Below are 22,801 nucleotides of genomic sequence, written 5' to 3'. Positions count from 1 at the left end.
GGCTCCGGAGATCAGGGTGGCGTCAGTGCAGGACGACGGCGACGTGATCCGGGTCGGTGTCAGATCCCGGACTGCCGAGGCTCGCTGCCCGGGATGCGGGAGCTGGTTGGGGCGGGCGCGCGGCTCCTGCCTGCGGTTTCCCGCCGATCTTCCCCCAGCAGGACGGCGGGCGGTGCTGCGGCTTCATGTCCGGCGGTTCACGTGTGAGGACGCCTCATGCGAACGGCGGACGTTCGTCGAGCAAGTCACGGGGCTGACTCGCCGACACAGCCGGCGGACCGAACGAATACGGTCGGCGCTGGCCGAGGTCGGCCTCGCGGTGGCCGGCCGAGCTGGCGCCCGGCTGGCCGACGTCTTCGGGGCGAGGGCCAGCCGGAACACGGTCCTGCGACTGGTCGACGCGCTCCCGGAGCCTCAGCCGCGGACCCCGCGGGTGGTCCGGCATCGACGAGCAGGCGATGCGCAAGGGACATGTCCATGGGACCGTCCCGGTCGACGCCGAGACCCGCCTACCGGTTGACCTACTACCGAATCGCGAGGCGGGCACGATCGCGGCTCGGCTGGCCGAACGCCCGGGGATCGAGGTCGTCTGCCGTGACCGTGCCTCGTTCTTCGCGGAAGGAGCCGGCATCGGGGCACCCACTGCCGTTCAGGTCGTCGGCCGTTTCCATCTCTGGCACAACCTCGGCGAGGCCGCGGAGCGGTGCATCTCCCGCCATCGTTCCTGCCTGCCCGCCATCGTTCCTGCCTGCCCGCGACCACCGCTGATTCTGCTCCGAAGAAGGGAGAGGCTCAGGCACCGGAGGACGGCGGCTCGCCATGGCCCACCGGGCACCACTTCGCCGACCTCACCCGCGCCAAACACACCACTGTCCGTGCGCTGCCGGCCTCCGGCCACAGCCGGCGCTCGATCCGGCGCCGGCTCGGCATGACCTACCGCACCGTCCAGCGGCTGGCGGACACCGCCACCCCGGAAGATCTGTTCCCGGGGCAGTGGAAAATCCGCAGGAACAGGCTCGACGACTTCAAGCCGTACCTGAACGAGCGGTGGGCCGATGACTGCACGAACGCCTGGACCCTCTGGGAAGAGATCAAGACGAGCGGCTACCGTGGCGGCTACGGAGCCGTCCGTTCCTACATCCGGCCGTTTCGCACCATCGCGACCGCACCGGCAGTCCGTCCACTCTCGCCGCGGACCGTCGCCAGGTGGATCCTGGTCCACTCCGACACCCTGCCGGAGAACGCGCGACTCGAGTTGAAGTCAGTGTTCACGTATTGCCCTGGATCGGACGCGCTCACCGGTCACGTCCGCGCGTTCGGGAGGATGATCGCCGAGCTCCGAGGCGACCGGCTCCCGCAGTGGATCGAAGCGGTCCGCGCCGACGACCTGCCGAGTCTCCACACTTTCGTCGATGGACTGGAGCGAGACCTCGCCGCGGTCACCGCCGGGCTGCCCCTGCCCTGGAGTTCACGCGGTGTCGGGGGCCACATCAACCGGATCAAGATGCTGAAGCGACAGATGTATGGACGCGCCGGCTTTGCCGCTCCTGCGGAAGCGAGTTCTCCTCGCGTCCTGAGCCCAAGCCGGTTGGCCACTACGGCCTCTGCCGTTGAGTCTCTTCAGCACGGTGGCAAGATCCTGCTGCGATGTCTTGCCCGTCAGGGCACGGACCTTCGCCTTCAGTGCCGGAGGTTCTGGGACAGCTCCTGGGGAGCCGTCGCGGAGCGTGATGTCGTTGTCCGATCGCGGGGGGCTGGCTGTTCCTCCGGGCCGCGTATGCGATTCATCGAGTACTCTGGTGATAGATGATCGATCATTGCTCAAATGGCGAACAGAGGAGAGCCGAGTTGTCACCTCCCACGAGCCCCGCGACTCCCCCGCCCTCCGGAGTGACCAGGCCGGGCTCCCCACTGGAGCGAATCCCGCTGCATGAACGTGTACGTACATTCGTCCTCGAAGGCCTGGTGGCCGGCCGCTGGGAACCCGGAGACCGCATCATCGAGCGCCGGATCGCGATCGAACTGGGCATCAGCCAGGCACCGGTGCGCGAGGCACTGCGCGAGCTGGAGGCCATGGAGCTCGTGGCATCCACGCCCAACAAGGGTGTCCGAGTGCGGGAGCTGACCTTGGATCGGCTCCGGGATGTGTACCTTGTGCGCGCATCCCTGGAGCGCCGCGCCGTCACGCTGGCCGCCCCCCGGTTGGCCGGGGACGTCGCCGCACTGGAGCGACACCTGCTCGCGATGCGCCGCGCGGCCGTCGAGGGGGACATTGACGGCCAGGCCCTGCACGGCGTGGCCTTCCACCGCGCCATCGTCCACGCATGCGGAAACCCCGTACTGATCCGGCACTGGGACTGGCTCGGCGTGGAGGCCTGGACCCGTCTCTCTCTTCGGTGGCTGCGCACCGAGCTGCACGACAACGCGGAGGATCACGAAGAGATCGCCGAAGGTCTACGCCGGGGCGACCCGCACCTGGGACGCCTGATGGAACTGCACGTCATGGACTATGCGCGTGAATCGAGGAGTGCTTGATGCCCACGACCGAAGGCCAGAACCCTGCCGACGACGTACCGCCGCACCATGTCGCGCGGCTCGCCGACCCGCGCACCACCACGCCCCCCGGCACTCTGACGATCTTCTCGGACATCTGGTGCTCCTTCGCGCACGTCGCCCTGCATCGCCTGCACAGCACACGGGAACGGCTCGGCCTGACCGAGCGGATCCGTATCAACCACCGCGCCTTCCCCCTGGAGCTGTTCAACGACGGGCCGAGCCCACGCCGCGGTACCGACTCCGAGGTCGGAGGAATCGCGCATATCGAGCCGAACGCCGGATGGCAGATGTGGCGCTCACCCGACTGGAAGTTCCCCTCCACCTCACTGTTCGCCCTGGAGGCGGTGCAACTGGCCCAGGAGCAGGGGCCCGCCGCGGCCGAGGCACTCGACCTGGCCATACGCCGGGCGTTCTGGGCCGACAGCAGGCCCATCGGTGCCCGCTCGGAGATCATCGCCCTTGCTCGCGAAACCCCCGAAGTGCGTGAAGATCTGGTCGCGGCGGGCCTGGACGACGGCCGGGCCCGCCGCCTCGTGACGCTCGACTTCGAATGCGCCCGTCGCCACGGCGTCCGGTGCAGTCCGCACGTCTTCGCGTCCGACGGTCGCGAGTGGGCCAACCCCGGCGTCGAGGCGACCTGGCACGGAGCCTACGGAACAGGCTTCCCGACGATCACTCGAGACGATCCGAACACATGGGAGACAATCCTGCGCGCCGCCGACGAACTGGCCGAGCATCGGTGACGCATACATTCATTTGATCGATCATTGAACATTGCCATCGGCAGCGATGAAACGCGCGATCGGACGGCAAGTAGTTTCCATGGAGAGAAATCGATCTTTCGCATCACGGAAGATCGAGCACAAGCGTTCGTCGACCACAGCCGGACGGTTCACCACACAACCGCCCGCCAAGGCCTGTCCGGGTCCGGTCGGCCCGCGTCACAGAAGGGTGATCCCATGTCCTTGCACCACCAGCTGGACCAGCTGCCCGAACCCGATCCCCAGGAAGTTGCCGAATGGCTCGCCTCCGTGGACGGTGCGGTCGGCGCCATCGGTCCGCAGCGCACAGGGCGACTGCTGCGGCGAATCGTCGACCACGCGCGCCAGGTGGGAGTACCTCTGCCGCCGCAGTCCGTGACTCCGTACATCAACACGATTCCGACCTCCGCCGAGCCGTCCTATCCCGGCGACGAGGCGATGGAGGCACGGATCACGGCGTGGAACCGCTGGAACGCCGCTGCCATGGTCACCCGTGGCAACGAACGCGGCGGCCTGGGCGGGCACATGGCCACCTACGCGTCGGCCGCGTGGCTCTACGAGGTCGGCTTCCAGCACTTCTTCAAGGGCAAGGATGCCGACGGCAGCGGCGATCAGCTCTACGTCCAGGGCCACGCCTCCCCCGGCGTGTATGCCCGCGCCTTCCTCGAAGGGCGCCTGAACGAAGCCGAGCTGGACCGCTTCCGGATGGAAGCGGGTGGCGGCGGTCTGCCGTCCTACCCGCACCCTCGGCGGCTGCCCTGGCTGTGGGAGTTCCCGACCGTGTCCATGGGGCTCGGCCCGCTCTCGGCGATCTACCAGGCACGCTTCAACCGCTACCTGCATCACCGCGGAATCAAGGACACCAGCCACAGCCACGTCTGGGCGTTCCTCGGCGACGGCGAGATGGACGAGCCCGAGTCCACGGCTGCCCTCGCGCTCGCCGCCCGCGAGGAACTCGACAACCTCACCTTCGTCATCAACTGCAACCTGCAGCGCCTCGACGGCCCGGTGCGCGGCAACTTCAAGATCATGCAGGAACTGGAGGCCCAGTTCCGCGCGGCCGGCTGGAACGTGGTCAAGGTGCCCTGGGGCGTGGAGTGGGACGGCCTGCTGGCCACCGACTCCGACGGGCTGCTCCTCAACGCTCTCGACGCCCTGCCCGACGGCCAGTTGCAAACCTTCGCCGCCCGCGACGGCGCGTACATCCGCGAGCGATTTTTCACCGGCGCGCTCGCCGGACTCGCCCGCCCCTACGGCGACGAGGACCTCGCCCGCATCATCGGCACCTCGCGCGGCGGACACGAGCCCCGCAAGGTCCACGCCGCCTATCGGGCCGCGCTCGACCACCGTGGTGCGCCGACCGTCGTCCTCGTCCAGACCGTCAAGGGCTGGACGCTGGGACCCGGCTTCGAATCGCGCAACGCCAACCACCAGATGAAGAAGCTGTCCGGCAAGGAGTTCCGCGTCATGCGTGACCTCCTCGGCCTTCCCATCCCCGACTCCCGGTTGGGTGAGGGTCTGGTGCCCTATGCGCACCCGGGGGCCGACTCCGAGGAGGTCGCCTACCTTCAGGAACGTCGCCGCGCGCTCGGCGGCCCCGCGCCGGCCCGACGGGTCGTACCCCGGCCTCTGCCCACCCCCGCCGACAAGCCGTTCGCCGCGCTCGCGAAGGGGTCGGGCAACCAGGAGATCGCCACCACCATGGCCTTCATCCGCCTGGTCAAAGACCTGATGCGGGAGAAGGAGACCGGCGCCCGCTGGGTGCCCGTCGTCCCCGACGAAGCCCGCACCTTCGGCATGGAGTCGCTGTTCCCGTCCGCCGGGATCTACTCCCCCAAGGGGCAGACGTACGAGCCCGTCGACCGCGACCAGCTCCTCTACTACAAGGAATCCACCAGCGGTCAGATCCTCAACGAGGGCATCACGGAAGCCGGTTCACTCGCCTCCTTCACCGCCGCCGCGACGTCGTACGCGACGCACGGCGAGCCGATGATCCCCTTCTACATCTTCTACTCGATGTTCGGCTGGCAGCGTACGGCCGACCAGTTCTGGGCGCTCGCCGACCAGCTGGGCCGCGGCTTCGTCGTCGGCGCCACCGCGGGACGCACCACCATGACCGGTGAGGGCCTCCAGCACGCCGACGGCCACTCGCACCTCATCGCCTCCACCAACCCCGCGTGTCTTCCCTACGACCCCGCCTTCGCCTACGAGGTCGGCGTGATCGTCCGCGAGGGACTGCGGCGCATGCACGGCGAGAGTCCCGAGGACGTCTTCTACTACCTCACCGTCTACAACGAGACCAAGATCCAGCCGCCGATGCCGCAGGCCGAGGGCATCGAGGCGGGCATCCTGCGCGGCCTGTACCGCTACCGGCCCGCCGCTGCGCCCGCCGCGGGCGTTCCGCGCGTGCAACTGCTCGCCTCCGGCACCGCGATCCACTGGATCCTGAGGGCCCAGGAGATGCTCGCCGCAGACTGGCACGTCGCCGCCGACGTGTGGTCGGCCCCCTCCTGGACACTGCTGCGCCGCGACGCCATGGAAGCCGAGGCCCAGGACCGCACTCCGTACGTCACCGAAGCGCTGGCCGACGCTCCAGGGCCGGTCGTCGCGGTGTCCGACTGGATGCGCGCGGTCCCTGACCAGATCGCTCCCTGGGTGCCACAGCAGTGGACCTCCATGGGCACCGACGGCTTCGGCCTCTCCGACAACCGCGCCAACGCCCGCCGCCACTTCGGTGTCGACGCCGAGTCCATCGTCGTGCACACCCTGCGCACGCTCGCCGCCCGCGGCGACGTGAAGCCGGACGTCCCCGGCGCCGCCGCCCAGCGCTACGGCCTGACCGGAAAGGAGTGAACCACCGTGTCCGTCTCTGTATCCCTGCCCGCGCTGGGCGAGTCGGTCACCGAGGGCATCGTCACGCGCCGGCTGAAGGCCGTCGGTGACGAGGTCGCCGGGGGCGAGCCGCTGCTTGAGGTCTCCACCGACAAGGCCGACACCGAGATACCGTCACCCGTCACCCGTGTTCTTCTCGAAATCGCCGTCGCCGGGGACGAGACCGCCGAGGTCGGCGCCGAGCTCGCTGTCATCGGTACCGTCGGCGCCGCTCCGGTCGCTGCCCCGGCCACGCCCGCCGCGCCGACCCCGGTCCCCGCTCCGGTCGCCGTGTCCCCCGCGGACGACCGCTTCCACGTGCCCCCGCTGGTGCGCAAGCTCGCGTCGGAGAACGGCGTGGACCTGTCCACCGACAAGGGCACGGGCGTCGGTGGCCGCATCCGCAAGCAGGACGTCATCGCCGCCGCCGAGGCCGCGAGGACGGCCGCGCCCGCCGCTGTCGCCCCGGCCACCGCCGCGTCGAAGGCCCCCGTCCCGAAGGCCTCCCCGCTGCGTGGCCGGACGGTCGAGCTGCCGCGCAGCCGCAAGGTCATCGCGGGCAACATGCACAAGGCCCTGCACGAGAAGGCCCAGCTGTCCGTCGGCATCGCCGTCGACTCGGGGAAGGGACTGATGACCCCGGTCATCAAGGACGCAGGTGAACTCGACCTCGCGGGCATCGCCAGGCGGACCGCCGAGCCGGCCGACAAGGTCCGTATGGACAGGACCACCCCGGACGACCTGGCCGGTGCCACCTTCACGATCTCCGGCCCGGGGTCGCGCGGTGTGCTGTCCGACACGGCCGTCATCCCGCCGGACCATGTCGCCATCCGGGGCATCGGCGCCACGGTCGAGCGCCCGGTCGTCGCCTCCTGCCCGGAGCTCGGCGACACAATCGCCGTGCGCGACATGACCTACGTGACGCTCTCCTACGACCACCGCCTGGTGGACGGCGCCGACGAGCACCGTGCCGACCGTCTCGCCGGACAACCGCCCGTAACACCTACATCACCCACACCGCCCGCACCGCCCGCACCGCCCATAAAGCACACGCACAGAACCGCAGGTCAGAGCCATTGCTTCACCGGCTCCAAGATCGCCACGCACTCCACGTGGTACGTCATCGGAAGGACGTCGGCCTGAGCGCGGCACGGAAAAGAACAGGTCAGAGCAGCTTTTTCAGCTCGCCGCGCAGCGTGAGTGCGCCCAGAGCGTCAATCGAGCGTCACGGTCGACAGCCCATCCCGTCCGCTCGGACCAGACCGAGCTGCCACGACCGGTTGCCCCGGCAGGCTCCGTCCCGCTCACTCCAGAGGCCGGCCGTCTCATCATGACCCGCGCCACTGCCCCGGCCCCTGCTCCTCCGCGGGCGATCCGTCGCCCTCGGCGTCGTCACGCATCACCGCGCTCCTCGGAGAGCGGGGCGGGGGTCCCGGGCGACGGCGCGGCCCCGCCCTCCCCGGGATGACGGGACGGACGGGGCCCGGTGTGCCTGGCCGGACAAGTGGCCCCCGCCGCGCTCAGCGGCGTAGCAGGAGGGATGTCACGCGGAGGCGTCCGCTGTGGATCCAGACGTCGGAGTACTCGACGGGCCGGTCGTCGGCGAGGTAGGTGACCTGCTGGAGGTACTGGACCGGGGCCCCCTCCGCGAGGTCGAGGGAGGCTGCGACGTCGGCACCGGCCGCCTCCGCGCCGAAGGTACGGCGGGCCGTGGCGATCTTCAGGCCGTACGTGCCCTCCAGGACCCCGAAGAGACTGGCCGAGGTGAAGTCGACCTCCTCGATGCCGGGCGCGAGGTCGGTGCGCACGAAGTTGAACAGCAGGGCGACCGGCCCCTGCTCGGTGCGCCGCACCCGCACCAGGCGCAGGACACGGGTGTTCGGGGCCACGTCCAGCAGGGCGGCGACCGGCTTGGGCGGCGCGATCAGCGCGCACTCGCGCACAGTTGTCGTGGTCACCACACCCTGGTCGGCGAAGTCCTCGGACAGGGTGCTCAGCTTCTGCGCAATGGCGGGTTCGATCGTCGTCGAGGTCACGAACGTGCCCCGGCCCCGGACCTGGCGCAGCAGGCCCTCCTCGATCAGCGTGGTCAAAGCCCTGCGCAACGTGCCGCGGCTGACACCGAACTCCTGGGCCAGCTCCGGCTCGCTCTTGAGGCGGTAGTGCGGCGGCCACTCGCCACTGGCGATCCGCAGCCGGATGTGCTCCGAGATCTGGACGTGGATCGCCGTGGGGACGTCCCGTTTGATGCCGGGGAGCCCGCCTTTGTCGGCCGTCACAGTCGTCGCATCTCCTTTTCCGCTCTCACCGGAGGACGGGTGTCGCTCCGGCGTGGAAGCCGTACCCCGGCCGCGGCGAGCGGCCGGGGTACGGCGGTGGTGTCCGGTCGGTCAGTAGCTGGTCGTGGACGCATCACCGGTGTCGGTGATGATCGCCAGGCCGGCGCTGGTGCCGAGCAGGGAGGCGCCCGCCCGCAGGAGCTCCAGACCCTGGCTGTAGCTCTTGATCGAGCCCGATGCCTTGACCCGGACCCCTTCGCGCGCCCGGTCAACAAGGTAACGAACGCTGGTGGGATTCGCCGTCTCGATCTGGCCGCTGCTGGCGTTCTTCAGGAAGGACGCGCCCGCCTCCATGGCGAGTTCGACCGCGGCCTCCTTCTCGGCGTCGGTCAGCAGGGGCAGTTCCAGCATGACCTTGACGGGCAGGCCGGAGGCGCGCACAACGCCCGCGATGTCCTCGCGGAAGTCATCGTAGCGGCCGCTCTTGAGCCAGCCGACCTGCACTCCCATGTCGAGCTGGTCGGCACCGAGGCGGGCTATCTCGGCGGCCTCGGCGGCCTTCCCGGCGCTGGTCATGACGCCGACGGCCGGGAAGTCCAGGGCGGAGGCCACCTCGACGCCGGTGCCCTTCAGCTCGGCGACGACGAGCGGCAGCCAGGAGGCGGGGACCATCGCCGCGTTGAAGCCGTGGGTGACGGCCTCCTGGGCATGGGCGATCATCTCGTCGCGCGTCGCGTCCGGGTCGATCTTGGTGTGCTGGATGAATGGAGCCAACTCGGCCGGAGTGAGGTCGAGTTCGCTGGGCTTGACGGTGGTTTCGGACACGGGGTGTTCTCCCTTGGGTGGGTGGCGGCAGGAGTCCGGCGGATCGGCCACCGGGTCTTCTGCTGGTGCTGCCGCCACGAGTTGACGGTGCGTCGGCGGCCGTGTGCGGGCCGGCGCGGTTCAGACCTTGGAGGCGTACTGCTCCGGGACGACGACGCCCTCACCGCCGAACCAGCGGGGTGCGTCGACGCCGCAGTAGAGGCCGACGTTGCCCCAGGGCTCGAAGGCTCCGGTGCGCACCACGGCCTTGGCCTCGCGGGCGAGGTCGCCGAGGACCTCGGCGTGCGGACGGGTGGTGAACTCGGCTCCGGTGAAGCGCTCGTGCAGCCAGGAGTCGAGGCGGGGGTTGTGGCTCGGGACGTCCTCGGCGCGGACCACGCCTTCTACGACCAGTTCGTCGGCGATCAGGCCGAGGACGGTGCGCAGGTCGGGCAGGTTCTCGGCGAGGGCCAGGTCGATGCGGTGCGCGTCGCGCGGCACGGGGAAGCCCGCGTCGACGACGAGCAGCAGGTCGGTGTGGCCGAGAGTGGCGAGGACTCCGCTGAGTTCGGCGTTGAGGATGCCGGAGCGCTTCATGGTGTTTCCTTTCGGGTGGGGTCTCGGGGACCGGCGGGTCTGCGGGGCGGTCGGGTCAGGCCGCGGCCGGTGCCGCTCCGGTGGCGAGGGTCATCACGGATTCCTCGGTGGCGTCGGCGGAGTCGACGACGGCCACGAGGCGGCCTTCGCTCATCACCGCGATGCGGTCGGTCAGGGTGAGCAGTTCGGGCAGGTCGGAGGAGGAGCAGAGGATCGCCAGGCCCTCGTCGGCGAGCGCGGTGAGCTGGGCGTAGATCTCGGCCTTGGCGCCGATGTCCACACCGCGGGTGGGTTCGTCGAGAATGAGCACGCCCGGGTTGATGGCGAGCCAGCGGCCGAGGACGGCCTTCTGCTGGTTTCCGCCGGACAGGCTCGTGATGGGCTGGGCCATGGTGGCCGTCTTGACCCCCAGCCGCTGGGCCTGTTCGGTGGCGGCCGCGTCGAAGGCGCGGCGGCGGATCAGGCCGAGCCGGCTGAACGCCTTCGTGGTGAGGGCACCGACGTTCTCGCCGACGCTCATCGTGGTCAGCAGGCCCTGGGCGCGGCGTTCGCCGGGCACGAACGCCAGACGGCGTTCGACGCTGGCGATCGGGTTGCGCCGTTCGTAGGGTTCGCCGAGCAGTTCGACGGTGCCGCCGGTGCCGGAGTCCCCGCCGAAGAGGTTGTGGAGCAGTTCGACGCGGCCGGAGTCGGGGAGTCCGGCGACGCCGAGGATCTGCCCGGGGCACAGGTCGAAGGAGACGTCCTGGTGGCGCCTGCCGCTCAGCCCGCGGACCTTGAGGGCCGGTTCGGCGGTGGGCGTGGCGGCGGCGTCGGCGCGGCGGGTCAGCCGGCCCAGTTCGCGGCCGACCATGGCGGCGACGGCCTGGTCGGGGGTGGTGTCCTCGCTGCGCCAGGAGGCGACGTGGCCGCCGTCGCGCAGAACCTGGATGTGGTCGGCGAGGCGGAAGACCTCCGGCATGCGGTGGGAGACGTAGAGCATGGTCGTCCCGGCTGCCTTGAGCTGGTCCATGAGGGCGAACAGGCGGTCGGCCTCGGCGGGGGTGAGCATCGCCGTGGGTTCGTCCAGGATCAGGACGCGGCAGCCCCGGGCGATGGAGCGGGCCACCACGATGAGCTGCTGGGTGGCCAGGTCCAGGGTGCGGACGGAGGCGTTCGGGTCCAGGCGGAGGTCGAGTTCGGCGAGGAGTTCGGTGGTGCGCTCCAGCATGCGGCGCCGGGAGGGGAACCAGCGGTGGCCCGGTTCGACTCCGCTGAGCACGTTCTCGGCGATGGTGCGGTCGGGCAGCAGCGACAGTTCCTGGGGGACGATCGCCACGCCGTGCCGGCTGAGCATGGTGGCCGGTTCGAAGGAGGTGACCTCCTCACCGAACACGGTGACGCTGCCCTCGCTGGGCGGCTGGAGTCCGGCAAGGATCTTGAGCAGGGTCGACTTGCCGGCGCCGTTCTCCCCGAGGAGGGCCGTGATGTCGCCGGCGGGGACGTCGAAGGAGACGTCGCGCAGGGCGCGGACCGGCCCGAAGTTGCGGGTGAGGCCTCGGATCTGGACGGCCGGCCCGCCGGTGCCCGGGTCCGCGGTGCGGTCCGGGCCCCCGGGGGAGGCGTCGTGAAGTGCGGGGGTCATCAGTCCTCCACGGCCGTGTCGGCGAGGTTGTCGCGGGTGACGAACTGGGCGCCGGTGTCCACGCCCTTGATCTCGGTGCCGTTGGTGAGGAAGTCGTGCAGCACCTTGACGGCCTGGTAGCCCTGCTCGGCCGGGTTCTGGCTGATGCTGAAGTTCAGGACGCCGCGCTTGATGTACTCGGCGGTCTGGGTGAGCAGGTCGAAGCCGCCCATGGTGATGTCGTCGGCCTTGCCGGACTGGGCCACCCACTTGGCGGCGGCCGTGGTGGAGCAGCAGTCGAGGCCGGCGACGGCGACCACGTTCGACTGGCCGGACATGGTGGACTCGACGGTGTTGTAGGCGCTGCTGGGCTCGTTGCCGACGTTGACCGGGCCGACGATCTTCAGTCCGCTGCCGTCCAGGCCCTCCTTGAAGCCGTTAAAGCGGTCGTGCGACCAGCCGGCGCCGGTGTCGACGGAGAAGACCACGACGGACTTGCCGTTGACGTCGCCCTTGAGGTCCTTGCGGAGCTGCTCGGCCTGGGCCTTGCCGGAGCCCTTGAGGTCCTGGCCGACGAATCCCATCTGCTCGGAGTCGGGGTTGTCGGTGTTGAAGGAGATGATCGGGATGCCCGCCTTGTACGCCTGGCTGATGACGGGCTTGAGGGCGTCGCTGGAGGCGGAGGAGACGGCGAGGCCGTCGACGGCCTTCTGCTGGATGAGCGTCTGGATCTCCGAGACCTGCTTGGCGGCGTCGCCGCCGGTGGGGCCGATGAGAGCGACGTCGGCACCCGTTTCCTTGCCGGCCTTCTTCATGCCGGCGCCGATCGGCGTGGCGAAGGCGAGGGACGGGTCGTGGTAGCTGAGCTTGATGCGCATCGGCTTGTCGTCGTCGATCCGCTGCTGGATGTACGAGGCGAGCTTGAAGGAGCCGTCGCCGGAGCTGCCGGAGCCGCCGTCGGCGGAGGTGATGGCACCACAGGCGGTGAGGGAGAGGGCTGCTGCGGCGGCTGTGGCCGCGGTGAGGCTTCTGAGGAGGGTGCGCGGGGACATGGGGGCTCCTTCGTCGAGTCCGTGGGTCAGCGGGCGGCGGGGGGAGGAAGGGCCGGTGGGGCGGCGGTGGCGGGGCGGTCCGAGCCACCGGCGGTGCCGGTGTGCGGGCTGCTGCCGGATGTACGGGGGCGGGGGCCGGAGGGACGGCGTTCCGGATGGGTGTCCGCGGGGTGCGGGGCGTGCGGGAGGCGCGGGGTCGGCGGGTGTCGGGCGGTACGGGTCAGGCGCGGGTCTTGCGCTTGCGTTGCCAGGTGTCGGCCGCGACAGCGGTCACGATGACGAGGCCGGTGACGACGGTCTGCCAGAAGGACGAGATGCCCTTGATGTTGAGGATGTTCTGGAGGAGCCCGATGAAGGCGACGCCGATGACGGTGCCCCACATCGTTCCGGAGCCGCCGAAGAGGGCGGCGCCGCCGATGATGACCGCCGAGATGACGGTGAGCTCCAGGCCCTGTCCGGTCACGCCCTGCACGTAGGAGAGGAAGGACAGGCCGAGGACGCCGGCGAGGCCCGCGCAGAAGCCGGAAAGGACGAAGGCGGTCAGCTTGACCCGCCTGACGTTGACGCCGACGAGCCGTGCGGCCTCCTGGTTGCCGCCGACCGCGTAGGTGTTGAAGCCGAAGCGGGAGCGGGCCAGCAGCACGACGCCGAGGGCGGCGACGGCGGCGAAGAAGACGAACTGCATGGGCACGATGCCGAACAGCCGTCCCTGGCCGAGCAGGTTGAACTCGGCGACGCCGGGCTGGGAGGAGCTCAGCGAGATCGGGGCGCCGTCGGAGATGAGCAGGGCGATGCCGCGGAAGACGCTGAGCGTGCCGAGGGTGACGATGAAGGACGGGACGCCGAGAACGACTACGGCCAGGCCGTTGAAGAGTCCGGCGACGACTCCGACCGCGAGGCCGACGAACATGGCCGCGGGCCAGCTCCAGCCGTCCGATATCAGCATGCCGGTGGAGATCGCGGAGAGGGCGTACGTGGAACCGACCGAGAGGTCGATCTCACCGTTGAGGATGACGAAGGTCGCCCCGACGGCCATGATGCCGATCTGCGCGATCTGCTGGCCCACCGCGAGGAGGTTGTCGGACTGGGCGAAGGTCGGCGAGAGCACGGTGCCCAGGAGGAAGAGCAGGACGAGCGCGGCGAAGACGCCGGCCTCCCGCGCGTGCAGCAGTCTGCGCAGCGCGAGCGGGAACTGCCGGGTGCTCGCGTCGGACGACGGGGCCGCTGTGGTGGGCGGCTTGGTGATGGTCGAGGTCACGAGGCACTTCCAATCAGGGCGTTCAGCTGGGCTCTGGTGGGCAGGGCGGGAATGACGCCCGGGATCGACACGGTGTGCGAGCCCGCGACGGCGGCGAACTCCACGGCCCGGTCGACGGGCCGGCCCTCGGCCAGGGCGACGGCGAAGGCGGCGGTGAAGGAGTCCCCGGCGCCCGTGGTGTCCACGACGGTCCGGGCCGGATGCGGGGGCACCGTGGTGACGCCGGTGTGCTGGGCGACCAGCGCGCCCTCGCCGCCCCGGGTGATGACGACGGTGCCGCCGGTGCGCTCCTGCAGCGCCCGGGCCAGGTCCTCGTCGCCGAGCCCGTGCCCCTCGTCGAGGCCGAGGAGCACGGGGGCCTCCGTCTGGTTGGGCGTGAGCACGTCGATGAGGGGCCAGCACGCGTCGGGCAGCGGGCGGGCGGGAGCCGGGTTCAGCAGGGTGCGGGTGCCGCTTTCGCGTCCGGCGCGGAGGGCGGCAACGACGGCCTCCTCGGGGATCTCCATGGAGACGACGAGGACGTCGGCGCAGGCGATCTCGGCACGGAAGGCGTCGACGGCGTCGGCGTCCAGTTCGTCCAGGGCGCCGGGCGCGATGGCGATGCGGTTCTCCCCGGAGGGCTCGACCAGGATGAAACCGACCATGGTGGGCGCCCCGGCGGTGACCACGTGTTCGGCGCTCACCCCTTCACGCCGCCACAGCTCGCGCGCGGAGCGGCCGAACTCGTCGTCGCCGACGGCGGTGAGCAGCGCGACCTCGGCGCCCAGCCGCGCGGCGCCGACGGCCTGATTGCTGCCCTTCCCGCCGGCACCCGAGTCGAAGAGGCCACCCGAGACGGTCTCACCGGCTGCGGGCGCCTTGGGGACTCGCATGGTGAGGCCGGCTCCGTAACTTCCGACAACCGCAATCTTCATCGGCACACCACTTTGTATATGGACAACCATGGACAAGCGCGATCGTAGGTACAGAGATGTCCATAGTCAATGGTCGGCACGCGGCGAATGCCGAAGACAGCGCACCCGGGCCCCGGAAGGGCGGATCGACAGCTCGGAACTGGCCGCCCGCCCTACCTGTGGTGCGTCGCCGAACGTCTCGGTACGCAGGGCGCCGCCCCGGCCGACGGCTTCAAAGCCGCACGGAAGGCCTGTCGCAGATCACGTGGGCCTCCGACCCGGGCGCGGTCCCGGCAGCCGATCGCATCGAGGAAATCACGGAGGCCATCGCCCGGTGCGGTGCGGACGGATACCGATCACTGCGAGGGTCACGGCTCCCGTTCCGCCCAGCGGTTCCACCGACTGGCGGACTGCCGCCCGACGTCCGAGGCGCGAGACAGCCGGACGGCGGCAACGTGCTGCCATGACGTGGCACCTGCTCCTGTGCCCTCTCCCACTGCGCATGGCGGCGGGGCACGGTGCGCGACGGCACCTGTTTCGGTGCGGCCGAGGCACCCTTGGCACCCGCGCGGACCGCCGACGGCGCCTTCGCCTCGGGGTCGGACGTGACACGGACGGGCTGGGAGGTGGCGGACCGCTCGCTGTACGCAGTACGCCCCGGACTCCCGGCCGACGTCGTCCGACTCCTCGGCGGTCCGGCTTCCGGCCTTCTCGGCCCGGCCGTGGACCCGCTCGACACGGGCCGCGACCGAGTCGGGAGTCAAGTCCCCGGTGAAATGCAGATGCCCATGCCTCGCCGCTCCGAAATCACTGTACTGCCCCACGCGTTCCCCGGGTGACCGGCCGAAGCGGTCTTCGAGCACCCGCACTTACCGCTCGCCACGGAACGAGATGGAGGCAGGGCGAGTCTCGACCGCGGCCAAGGGCGCTATCGACTGAGTACTGCGTCCCAGACGTTGCCACCGTCGTCGCGCCCCGGTCCTCGCCGCCCTCGCGGCGGAGTCCGCCGGAGCCCGGTCGCCGGATCCCCTCGGCCCTCGCCGGACGGCGGGCCCAGGAGCCGAGCAGCAGCTCCACACGCCCCGGGGCGTCCTGGCGGATTGAGTTCAGGAGCGGACCTCCGGGTCGCGATGCGGACCGGGTCGTGGTCGGCGTCGAACAGCGGGCTCCTGTCACGGTCGTTAGGGGGAATTGCTGAGCCGACGCACGATGGCTGTCACCCATAGCTGTCACCAGCGGATCCGGATGCCGTGACGAAGGAGACCGGACGAAGGAGACCGGACGAAGCGACGTGGTGGTCGCCAACGAGGCACGCAGCTTGCCACAAGGCTCATTCGGCAGCCTTTCTGTCATCAGTCCCACGACGACCAGCGGCTGGAGGGGTGCGCGGCCGCAGACGTTCGCCCTGAGGCCCGAACATGATCAGATACTCGACGGGGCCATCGGATCCGGCGTTCGCGACTCCGTGGGGTACGCGGGTGTCGAACTCGACGACGTCCCCGGCAGCCAGGACGAGATCCTGGTCACCGAGTACGAGCCACAACCGTCCGTACAGGACGCACAGCCACTCGTAGCCCTCGTGGGACACCTGCCGGGGCCGCCCAGGCGGCGTCTCGACAGCAGGCAGAACATGCTTGTGGGCGTGCAGGCCGCCGACGTACCGGGCCAGCGGCAACACCGCCTTGTCGTCGCCGAAACTGTGCGGCGTCGTGCTGCGGGGCCCGGCCGCAGGGGCGGGTGCGGTACCCGCCAGCTCGTCCAGGGAGACTCCGTATTCCTTCGCCAGCCGCAGCACCACCTCCAGGGTGGGCTTGCGCCGGCCCGTCTCGATCCGCGACAGAGTGCTGGGTGAGATGCCGGTCGCGCAGCTGACGTCGGCGAGTGTGACACCACGGCGCTCGCGCACGACCCGCAGCCGGTGCCCCATCGCTGCCAGCGTCTCGGCCACGTCGTCCCCTGTCACCGTTCACGTTCCTTCCCGCCGTGCCGCTTCACCACCCTGTCCTGCGATCTTGCCAGAATGGCAATGCCGATCGCGCCGAGTGGCCGCCGCGCCGCATGATCGGTGGGTACCCGCCGGACCCCCGCGAACCGAGGAGAAGTCCCCCATGCGATCCGAGCCGACCGCCGCACTCCGCCACCGCACCGTCGAGGCCCCTGCCGGGCGCCTGCACCTGGTCGAGCAGGGCACCGGCCCGCTGATCCTGCTCGTGCACGGCTTCCCCGAGTCCTGGTACTCCTGGCGCCACCAGCTCCCGGCCCTCGCCGCGGCCGGCTACCGGGCGGTGGCGATCGACGTACGCGGCTACGGCCGCTCCTCCAAGCCCGCCGCGACCGACGCCTACCGAATGCTCGACCTGGTGGAAGACAACGTCGCCGTCGTACGCGCCCTCGGCGAGGAGAACGCGGTGATCGTCGGCCACGACTGGGGCTCCAACATCGCCGCCGCCTCCGCCCTGATCCACCCCGAAGTCTTCCGCGCGGTCGGCCTGTTGAGCGTCCCGTACGCGCCGCCCGGCGGCCCCCGCCCCACCGACGTCTTCGGCCGGATCGGCGGCCCTGAGCAGGAGTTCTACGTCTCCTATTTCCAGGAGCCCGGCCGTGCCGAGACGGAGATCGAGCCCGACGTGCGGGGCTGGCTCGCAGGCTTCTACGCCGCCCTGTCCGCCGGCACCATGCCCGCCCAGGGCGAGCCCGACCCGCACTTCGTCGCCCGCGGCGGCCGGCTGCGCGACCGTTTCCCCGTCGGCCCGCTCCCGGCCTGGCTGAGCGAGGAGGACCTCGACGTCTACGCCGGGGAGTTCGAGCGCACCGGCCTGACCGGCGCACTCAACCGTTACCGCAACATGGACCGAGACTGGGAGGACCTCGCCCCGCACAACGGAGCCCCGATCAAGCAGCCCGCCTTGTTCGTCGGCGGCGCCCTGGATGCCTCCACCACCTGGATGGCCGACGCCATCGACGCCTACCCCACCACCCTCCCCGGCCTGTCGGCCTCCCACCTCCTGGACGGCTGCGGCCACTGGATCCAGCAGGAACGTCCCACCGAGGTCAACGGCCTGCTGACCGACTGGCTCGCCACCGTCCGGGGCTGAACCAGACGGGCTGCCGGGCAGATTGCGGAGACAGGCACATCGCGAGCGGGAAGTACGCCCCGACCCGCGACGGGAGATCACGCGGTCGCCGCCGCATCGACCGCGTCTCTTCCAGGACCGCGTCGACCAGATCGGACGGCACAAGGGCTGTCAACTTGCCCAGATCCCTCGGCGCGGCCCCGCTCTCCGCCACGGTGACCATACGGGTGATGACCACCACCGGGACCGAAAGAACATGACGAAACGGCAACGGGCCTCCTCGGGAACAAGCTGTCCTGGACGACTGCCTGTACCGAAGAGCTCCGTTGCCCTACGCCGCGGATCCCTCAACGGGCTTGCGTGACCGGCGAAAACGTCGACCACCCGGCCTTGGGCCAGGACCCGACGGCATTCCTCGGCAGGACGGGCCGACGGGCGGACCCCCGGTGCCGCTGCGGGCGCCTCGGGGTCGGCAACCTCGCCACGTCTGCTCGGTGACCGCGGTGCGACCGCGCTGAATCGGCCGTTGCCTCGCGGTGACTCCGTGCGGCGTGCGCCGTCGCCGTGCGGCAACTGCACGGTTCGGTCCGGTCCTCAGGCTGGCCGGTGCCTCCTCGGGGATGCGGCCGAACGGGCAACCGTCCATCGAACGGGGACGTTTCGAATACTCCGCGCCGCGCGCCCGGCGCGAACCGCAATATTCGCACAAACATCCAGAATTCCCCTCGCTGTCACCCGTTACGGCGAGCCGTGAGCCACGTTTTTTAGTGCACCAGTGCCACACCGACGCCCAGCCGGAGGACGCCATGCACCCCAGTCCCGCCCCCGTGAACCGGCCTCCCAGAATCGAACGGCCCGGCTCGATCACGCTCGACTTCGACAGCACCCGTACCCCGGCAGGCCCGGATACGGGGTGGGAAGCATGAACGAGCCCGAAGCCTCGGCCCGCAATGTGCCAGGACCGCGCACCGCCCCTTCCGGAAACGGCGCGGCCGCAACGCCCGGCCGGCCCGAAGGTGTTACGGACGGCTCCTCCCCCGAGGCCGGGCCCGCAGCCGACGCCTCCGCCCCGCAGATGCGCTACGTCGATCTGACCGGCAGCCGTGAAGCGGCCGGTCGATCCATCCGGATGCGTGACATGGCACGGCGTCTGCCCCAATTGGTGCGCCGCTCGCTGGCTCTCGCCTGGCAGGTCGACCGGCGGGCGACCGTCGGTCTGCTGCTGTGCCAGGCCGTCGCCGGCGTGATGCAGGCCCTGGGCCTGGTCGCCATCGCGGGCACCTTAACGGCGCTGCTGAACAGTGGAGACGTCTACCACCGGCTTCTGGAGGCGTGGCCCTCCGTGGCCCTGCTGGCGGGTGCCTCCGGTGTGCGTGCGCTCCTGGGAATCACTGTCAGCTGGCTGTCCTCCCGGCTGGGCCCGCTGATGTCGCGCGAGGCCGAGCAGATGCTGCTCACCGGCTGTGCCGGGGTGGAGCTGTGCGCCTACGACGAGCCCGACTTCAACCGTGACCGCGAGGCCGCCGACCGCGGGGCCCAGGTCACCGGGGATCTGATCGACGAGGGCCAGGACCTGATCGCTTCGAGTGCCAGTTTCCTCGCCGGCGCCGTCGTGCTGGCCAGTGTGCACTGGGGCCTCCTCCCGCTCCTGGTGGCGGCCAGTCTTCCGCAGGCCCTGGCCCAGGTCAGCGCCGCCCGGGTGCGGTACCTGGCGAATCTGCGCAGCAACGGCGACAACCGGATGCTGTCGGTGCTGCGTTGGCACATCTTCACAAGGGAGGCTGCCGATCAGATCCGTGCCGGCACCATGGCCGCGTTCCTGTCCGGCCGGTATCGGCAGACGGTTGCCCGGATCAACCGCGAGGACCGGGCCGCGGCCGACACGGGTGCCCGGATGTCTTTGGCCGGTGCGCTGTGCGGAGGCGTGGGGTCCGCGGTGGTGTGGTCGGCGGTCGTGTGGCTGCTGGCCAACGGCCGTATCAGCGTCGGGCACGCGGGGACGGCCGTCTTCGCTCTCCAGACGGTCGGGCAGTCGGTCCGGGGGCTCGTAGCCGTCGGGGCGCGTGCCGTGCGCACCGGCCTGTACATGGATGACTGGAGCGGTTTCCTGGACAAGGCGGGCGGGTTCCGCTTGCGTCGGGGTTCGCACCGTCCGAAGGCGCCGGAGAAGATCGAGGTCAAGTCGGTCACCCACCGTTATTCGGGCAAGGACGGCAACGCCCTGTCCGACGTGTCGCTCACCTTGCGCCGCGGCGAGGTCACCGCCCTGGTCGGTTTCAACGGGTCGGGCAAGTCGACGTTGTCGAAGCTGGTCAGCGGTCTGTACCTGCCTGCCGACGGGCAGGTGCTGTGGGACGGCGTGGCCACCGGCGACGCCGACCCCCAGGCGTTGTGGGAGCAGGTGGCCCTGGTGCCGCAGGACTACGCCCACTGGCCGCTGACCGTGCGTGAGAACGTGACCCTGGGGCAGCCCACGGCTCGTGGTGACGTGGCGGTGCGTGAGGCGTGCGAGGCTTCCGGTGCCGATGAGGTCGTCGACAGGCTCGGTGCCGGGCTGGACACGCTCCTTGCGCGTGAATGGCTCAACGGGGAGGAGCTCAGCGGCGGTCAGTGGCAGCGCGTCGCCCTGGCAAGGGCGTTCTTCCGTGAGGCCGGGCTGCTGGTTCTTGACGAGCCGACCGCGAACCTCGATCCGCGCGCGGAGTACCGGATCTTCCAGCGGCTGCGGGACCTGGCCCGGGAGCGGGTGGTGCTGCTGGTGACCCATCGCATCACCAACGTCGCCGTGGCCGACCGGATCGTCGTGCTCGACGAGGGCAGGGTCGTTCAGGAGGGCACTTACCAGCAGCTCGCCCAGCAGCCCGGACCGTTCCGGCAGTTGCTGTCCTATCAGGTCTCGTCCGAGCCGGACGGCGAGAAGGACGGGACGCGCGCATGAGCCGCCCCGGTGCCCGTGCAGATGCCCGGGCCGGCGTGAACTCGTCCACCACCCCGCGCTTCTTCGACCACCCCGCGCCCTCCCGAGGTGATGACGCGCCGCCCGCCCGTTCCCGCGTTCGTGCGACTGCCGAGGCATATCCGGCCCGGGGTCCGGAGGAGCGGGGGGCTCTGGTCGGGTTGCCGTCCGTCCTGGACAGTGACAACCCGTGCAGTCGTGCCGCGCCGCCCGGCCACATCACCTGCGGCGCGGTCGTCATCGGCCGTGATCGACGTGTGCTGCACATCGGCCACAGGGGCACGGGGCTGCTCCTCGTCCCCGGCGACCACGTCGGCGACGACCGGATCCTCCTCGGCTGGAGGATCTCCCCACCGAGGTCGTGCCCCACACCCGAGCGGCCGTCGACGGCATCGGTCATGGCCGCCTCCGCACCGCGACGGGCCGGTGAGCGCCGATGACAGCTCCGCAGCCGAAGTCCGAGTCCCGGCCCGAACGGTGTCCTGCTCCGCCGCCGTCGGCACGGCATGCCGCACCTCGGGCGGCGGACTGTGCCGCCGCGCGGCAGAAAATGGTGGCCCGTCTTGAGGCGTCGGGTGATCTCCGGCCCGGACCCGTGCGCGAGGCGCTGCTGGTGCTGCCCCGCGAGGTGCTGATGCCACAGGCCTATGTGCGGCGTTCCGCGGACGGCGAGACACCGCGGCGCTGGGACTTGCTGGACTGGGCGTCGCCGCAGGACCGTGGGGAACTCCGGAGGGTGCTGTACGGCGGAGCCAGTGTGCTCGTCCAGCACGAAGGGGAACCGCTTCTCGGCCGGGAGCGCGGATGTCGGTCGGGGGCGTCGATCACGTCGATGTCCACGGTGATGGGCCTGACTGCCTCGCTGCTGGACGAGCTGGATCTCCGTCCCGGTCAGCGGATGCTGGACGTCGGCACGGGCGCGGGAGTGACGGCCGCGGTGGCCTGCCAGGTCTGCGGCGACCAGGGGGTTGTCACCCTCGACCGGGACCGGCACCTCACGCGGGCGGCCGCGGCACGGCTGGCCGACCTCGGGTTCCTGCCGGAAGCGGTGTGCGGGGCCGGGGACGAGGGCTGTCCGGCCCGTGCGCCGTTCGACCGGATCCTGGTGTCGTACGCGGTGGCGGGTGTGCCGCCCGCCCTCGTCGAGCAGCTGGCGCCCGGAAACCGACTGCTCGCGCATGTCACCACCGTCTCGCCCTCGTGGCCGGGCCTTGCCGTCGTCGAGCGCACCTCCGATGGTCATGTCCGGGCGGAGCTTCGGGCCGTGGAGTTCGCCCACCGGGCGGGGCACGGCATGGAAAGGATCTGGCTCACCGAGGAGTTCCGGCAACGCATCACGGCCGAGCCGGACACGTGGACGCAGCGGAGCATGCTGGCCCCGCCCGCGAACACCGATCGGGGCCTGTGGCTGGCTGCCGGTCATCTCCTCGGTGGTCTGGTACGGGACTTCGGCGCCGAGCACCTGGTGATCGGCGCCCCCGGCTGCGGGTCGTGGCTGCGCGTGGAGCCGCTGAGCGAGCGGCGCTGGAACGTCGTCACGCACGGTCCTCGTGACATCTGGAAGGAGATCCAGGACCTCGCTGCCCTGTGGCGAGCAGCAGGATCCCCCGGCCGATACCGTCTGATCCTGGAGCCGGACGGTGGGCAGCGAGTGGCCTCCGAATGCGGCCGCCTGAAGTGGTGCCTGCCTGTCCCCCGCCCATCCGATGAGAGAGCCGCCTCGTGAAACATACGAGCGTTCCGGCCCCGTCGCCGGACCGGGAAGGCCTGTTCGCGGCGGCGGCAGCCGACTGCGCCCGCTTCCGGCCGGGCGCACCGGAGGCCACGGTGCTCCTGCCGGCCGGTGCCCGCCGCGGCCACCCGGATCCGGTGCTGCTCGACCTGGGCACCGGCACCGGACAGGTGCCACTCGCGCTGCGGCACGCCGTTCCCGGTCCGGCACGCGTCGAGGCAGTCGACGTGAGTCGGCAGATGCTGGACCGGGGCCGGGACGCACTCGCTCCCGCACTCGGCCGCCGCCGCGCCCTCGCCCACGCCGCAGCCGACGGGTACGGACCACTCGCATCGCGGCCCTGCGAAACAGTGCGGCAAACGGAC

Annotated in this window: 18 protein-coding genes and 1 pseudogene; 10 read left to right on the top strand and 9 right to left on the bottom strand. The window is 70.6% G+C overall.

The features are described 5' to 3' along the window. Nucleotides 1–458 precede the first annotated feature (458 nt). The 6 genes and pseudogenes from ACF1CT_RS33470 to ACF1CT_RS33445 all read left to right on the top strand — a co-directional run. Nucleotides 459–932 (top strand): transposase, encoded by a 474-nt coding sequence (locus tag ACF1CT_RS33470; RefSeq protein WP_391787778.1) that lies wholly within the window; start codon nucleotides 459–461, stop codon nucleotides 930–932. After that, nucleotides 929–1,810 carry a hypothetical protein gene (locus tag ACF1CT_RS33465; RefSeq protein WP_391787777.1) on the top strand — a complete coding sequence of 294 codons (882 nt, stop codon included), beginning with the start codon at nucleotides 929–931 and terminating at the stop codon, nucleotides 1,808–1,810. Before ACF1CT_RS33470 ends, ACF1CT_RS33465 begins: the two co-directional genes overlap by 4 nt. A gap of 38 nt (nucleotides 1,811–1,848) precedes the next feature. Then, a complete protein-coding gene (locus ACF1CT_RS33460; RefSeq protein WP_391787776.1) occupies nucleotides 1,849–2,535 on the top strand; it encodes a GntR family transcriptional regulator in 687 nt (228 codons plus the stop codon). Further along, nucleotides 2,535–3,299, top strand: a complete 765-nt coding sequence (locus ACF1CT_RS33455; RefSeq protein ID WP_391787775.1) for a DsbA family protein — start codon at nucleotides 2,535–2,537, stop codon at nucleotides 3,297–3,299. The genes ACF1CT_RS33460 and ACF1CT_RS33455 overlap by 1 nt, the downstream gene beginning before the upstream one ends. A gap of 216 nt (nucleotides 3,300–3,515) precedes the next feature. Continuing rightward, nucleotides 3,516–6,170: a pyruvate dehydrogenase (acetyl-transferring), homodimeric type gene (gene aceE / locus ACF1CT_RS33450; protein WP_391787774.1), complete on the top strand. Its 2,655-nt coding sequence runs from the start codon at nucleotides 3,516–3,518 to the stop codon at nucleotides 6,168–6,170. Nucleotides 6,171–6,188: 18 nt separating this feature from the next. After that, a pseudogene (locus ACF1CT_RS33445) lies at nucleotides 6,189–7,157 on the top strand (2-oxo acid dehydrogenase subunit E2); the annotation flags it as partial. A 551-nt stretch (nucleotides 7,158–7,708) separates the two neighbouring features. Here the strand turns inward: ACF1CT_RS33445 and ACF1CT_RS33440 are convergent. The 8 genes from ACF1CT_RS33440 to ACF1CT_RS33405 form a co-directional block, all read right to left on the bottom strand. Next, nucleotides 7,709–8,467, bottom strand: coding sequence for a GntR family transcriptional regulator (locus tag ACF1CT_RS33440; protein ID WP_391787773.1), 759 nt, complete (start codon nucleotides 8,465–8,467; stop codon nucleotides 7,709–7,711). Between the two features lie 111 nt (nucleotides 8,468–8,578). Then, nucleotides 8,579–9,292 (bottom strand): deoxyribose-phosphate aldolase, encoded by a 714-nt coding sequence (deoC, locus tag ACF1CT_RS33435; protein ID WP_391787772.1) that lies wholly within the window; start codon nucleotides 9,290–9,292, stop codon nucleotides 8,579–8,581. Between the two features lie 120 nt (nucleotides 9,293–9,412). After that, nucleotides 9,413–9,868: a D-ribose pyranase gene (gene rbsD / locus ACF1CT_RS33430; protein ID WP_391787771.1), complete on the bottom strand. Its 456-nt coding sequence runs from the start codon at nucleotides 9,866–9,868 to the stop codon at nucleotides 9,413–9,415. Between the two features lie 55 nt (nucleotides 9,869–9,923). After that, nucleotides 9,924–11,492 (bottom strand): sugar ABC transporter ATP-binding protein, encoded by a 1,569-nt coding sequence (locus tag ACF1CT_RS33425; RefSeq protein WP_391787770.1) that lies wholly within the window; start codon nucleotides 11,490–11,492, stop codon nucleotides 9,924–9,926. Then, nucleotides 11,492–12,523: a sugar ABC transporter substrate-binding protein gene (locus ACF1CT_RS33420; RefSeq protein ID WP_391787769.1), complete on the bottom strand. Its 1,032-nt coding sequence runs from the start codon at nucleotides 12,521–12,523 to the stop codon at nucleotides 11,492–11,494. Before ACF1CT_RS33420 ends, ACF1CT_RS33425 begins: the two co-directional genes overlap by 1 nt. Nucleotides 12,524–12,743: 220 nt before the next feature. After that, nucleotides 12,744–13,781 (bottom strand): ABC transporter permease, encoded by a 1,038-nt coding sequence (locus ACF1CT_RS33415; protein WP_391787768.1) that lies wholly within the window; start codon nucleotides 13,779–13,781, stop codon nucleotides 12,744–12,746. Further along, nucleotides 13,778–14,695 carry a ribokinase gene (locus tag ACF1CT_RS33410; protein ID WP_391787767.1) on the bottom strand — a complete coding sequence of 306 codons (918 nt, stop codon included), beginning with the start codon at nucleotides 14,693–14,695 and terminating at the stop codon, nucleotides 13,778–13,780. The genes ACF1CT_RS33415 and ACF1CT_RS33410 overlap by 4 nt, the downstream gene beginning before the upstream one ends. Before the next feature lie 1,309 nt (nucleotides 14,696–16,004). After that, a complete protein-coding gene (locus tag ACF1CT_RS33405; protein ID WP_391787766.1) occupies nucleotides 16,005–16,637 on the bottom strand; it encodes a helix-turn-helix domain-containing protein in 633 nt (210 codons plus the stop codon). A 145-nt stretch (nucleotides 16,638–16,782) separates the two neighbouring features. Between ACF1CT_RS33405 and ACF1CT_RS33400 the strand changes: the two genes are divergently transcribed. Beyond that, a complete protein-coding gene (locus ACF1CT_RS33400; protein ID WP_391787765.1) occupies nucleotides 16,783–17,769 on the top strand; it encodes an alpha/beta fold hydrolase in 987 nt (328 codons plus the stop codon). Here ACF1CT_RS33400 and ACF1CT_RS33395 read toward each other — a convergent pair. Continuing rightward, the gene (locus ACF1CT_RS33395; protein WP_391787800.1) at nucleotides 17,726–17,971 is read right to left on the bottom strand and encodes a transposase domain-containing protein; all 246 of its coding nucleotides are present in this window, start codon (nucleotides 17,969–17,971) and stop codon (nucleotides 17,726–17,728) included. The two genes, ACF1CT_RS33400 and ACF1CT_RS33395, sit on opposite strands and share 44 nt — an antisense overlap. A gap of 852 nt (nucleotides 17,972–18,823) precedes the next feature. On the opposite strand from ACF1CT_RS33395, the gene ACF1CT_RS33390 reads away from it, so the two are divergent. From ACF1CT_RS33390 to ACF1CT_RS33380, 3 genes are all read left to right on the top strand, one after another. Next, nucleotides 18,824–20,686: an ABC transporter ATP-binding protein gene (locus tag ACF1CT_RS33390; RefSeq protein WP_391787799.1), complete on the top strand. Its 1,863-nt coding sequence runs from the start codon at nucleotides 18,824–18,826 to the stop codon at nucleotides 20,684–20,686. Then, nucleotides 20,683–21,144, top strand: coding sequence for a hypothetical protein (locus ACF1CT_RS33385; RefSeq protein ID WP_391787764.1), 462 nt, complete (start codon nucleotides 20,683–20,685; stop codon nucleotides 21,142–21,144). Before ACF1CT_RS33390 ends, ACF1CT_RS33385 begins: the two co-directional genes overlap by 4 nt. A gap of 110 nt (nucleotides 21,145–21,254) precedes the next feature. Next, nucleotides 21,255–22,430 carry a protein-L-isoaspartate O-methyltransferase gene (locus ACF1CT_RS33380; RefSeq protein ID WP_391787763.1) on the top strand — a complete coding sequence of 392 codons (1,176 nt, stop codon included), beginning with the start codon at nucleotides 21,255–21,257 and terminating at the stop codon, nucleotides 22,428–22,430. Nucleotides 22,431–22,801 lie beyond the last annotated feature (371 nt).

The sequence above is a fragment of the Streptomyces sp. NPDC014734 genome, assembly GCF_043083325.1.
Lineage (GTDB): Bacteria > Actinomycetota > Actinomycetes > Streptomycetales > Streptomycetaceae > Streptomyces.
This window is presented reverse-complemented; position numbering and strand designations above follow the sequence as displayed.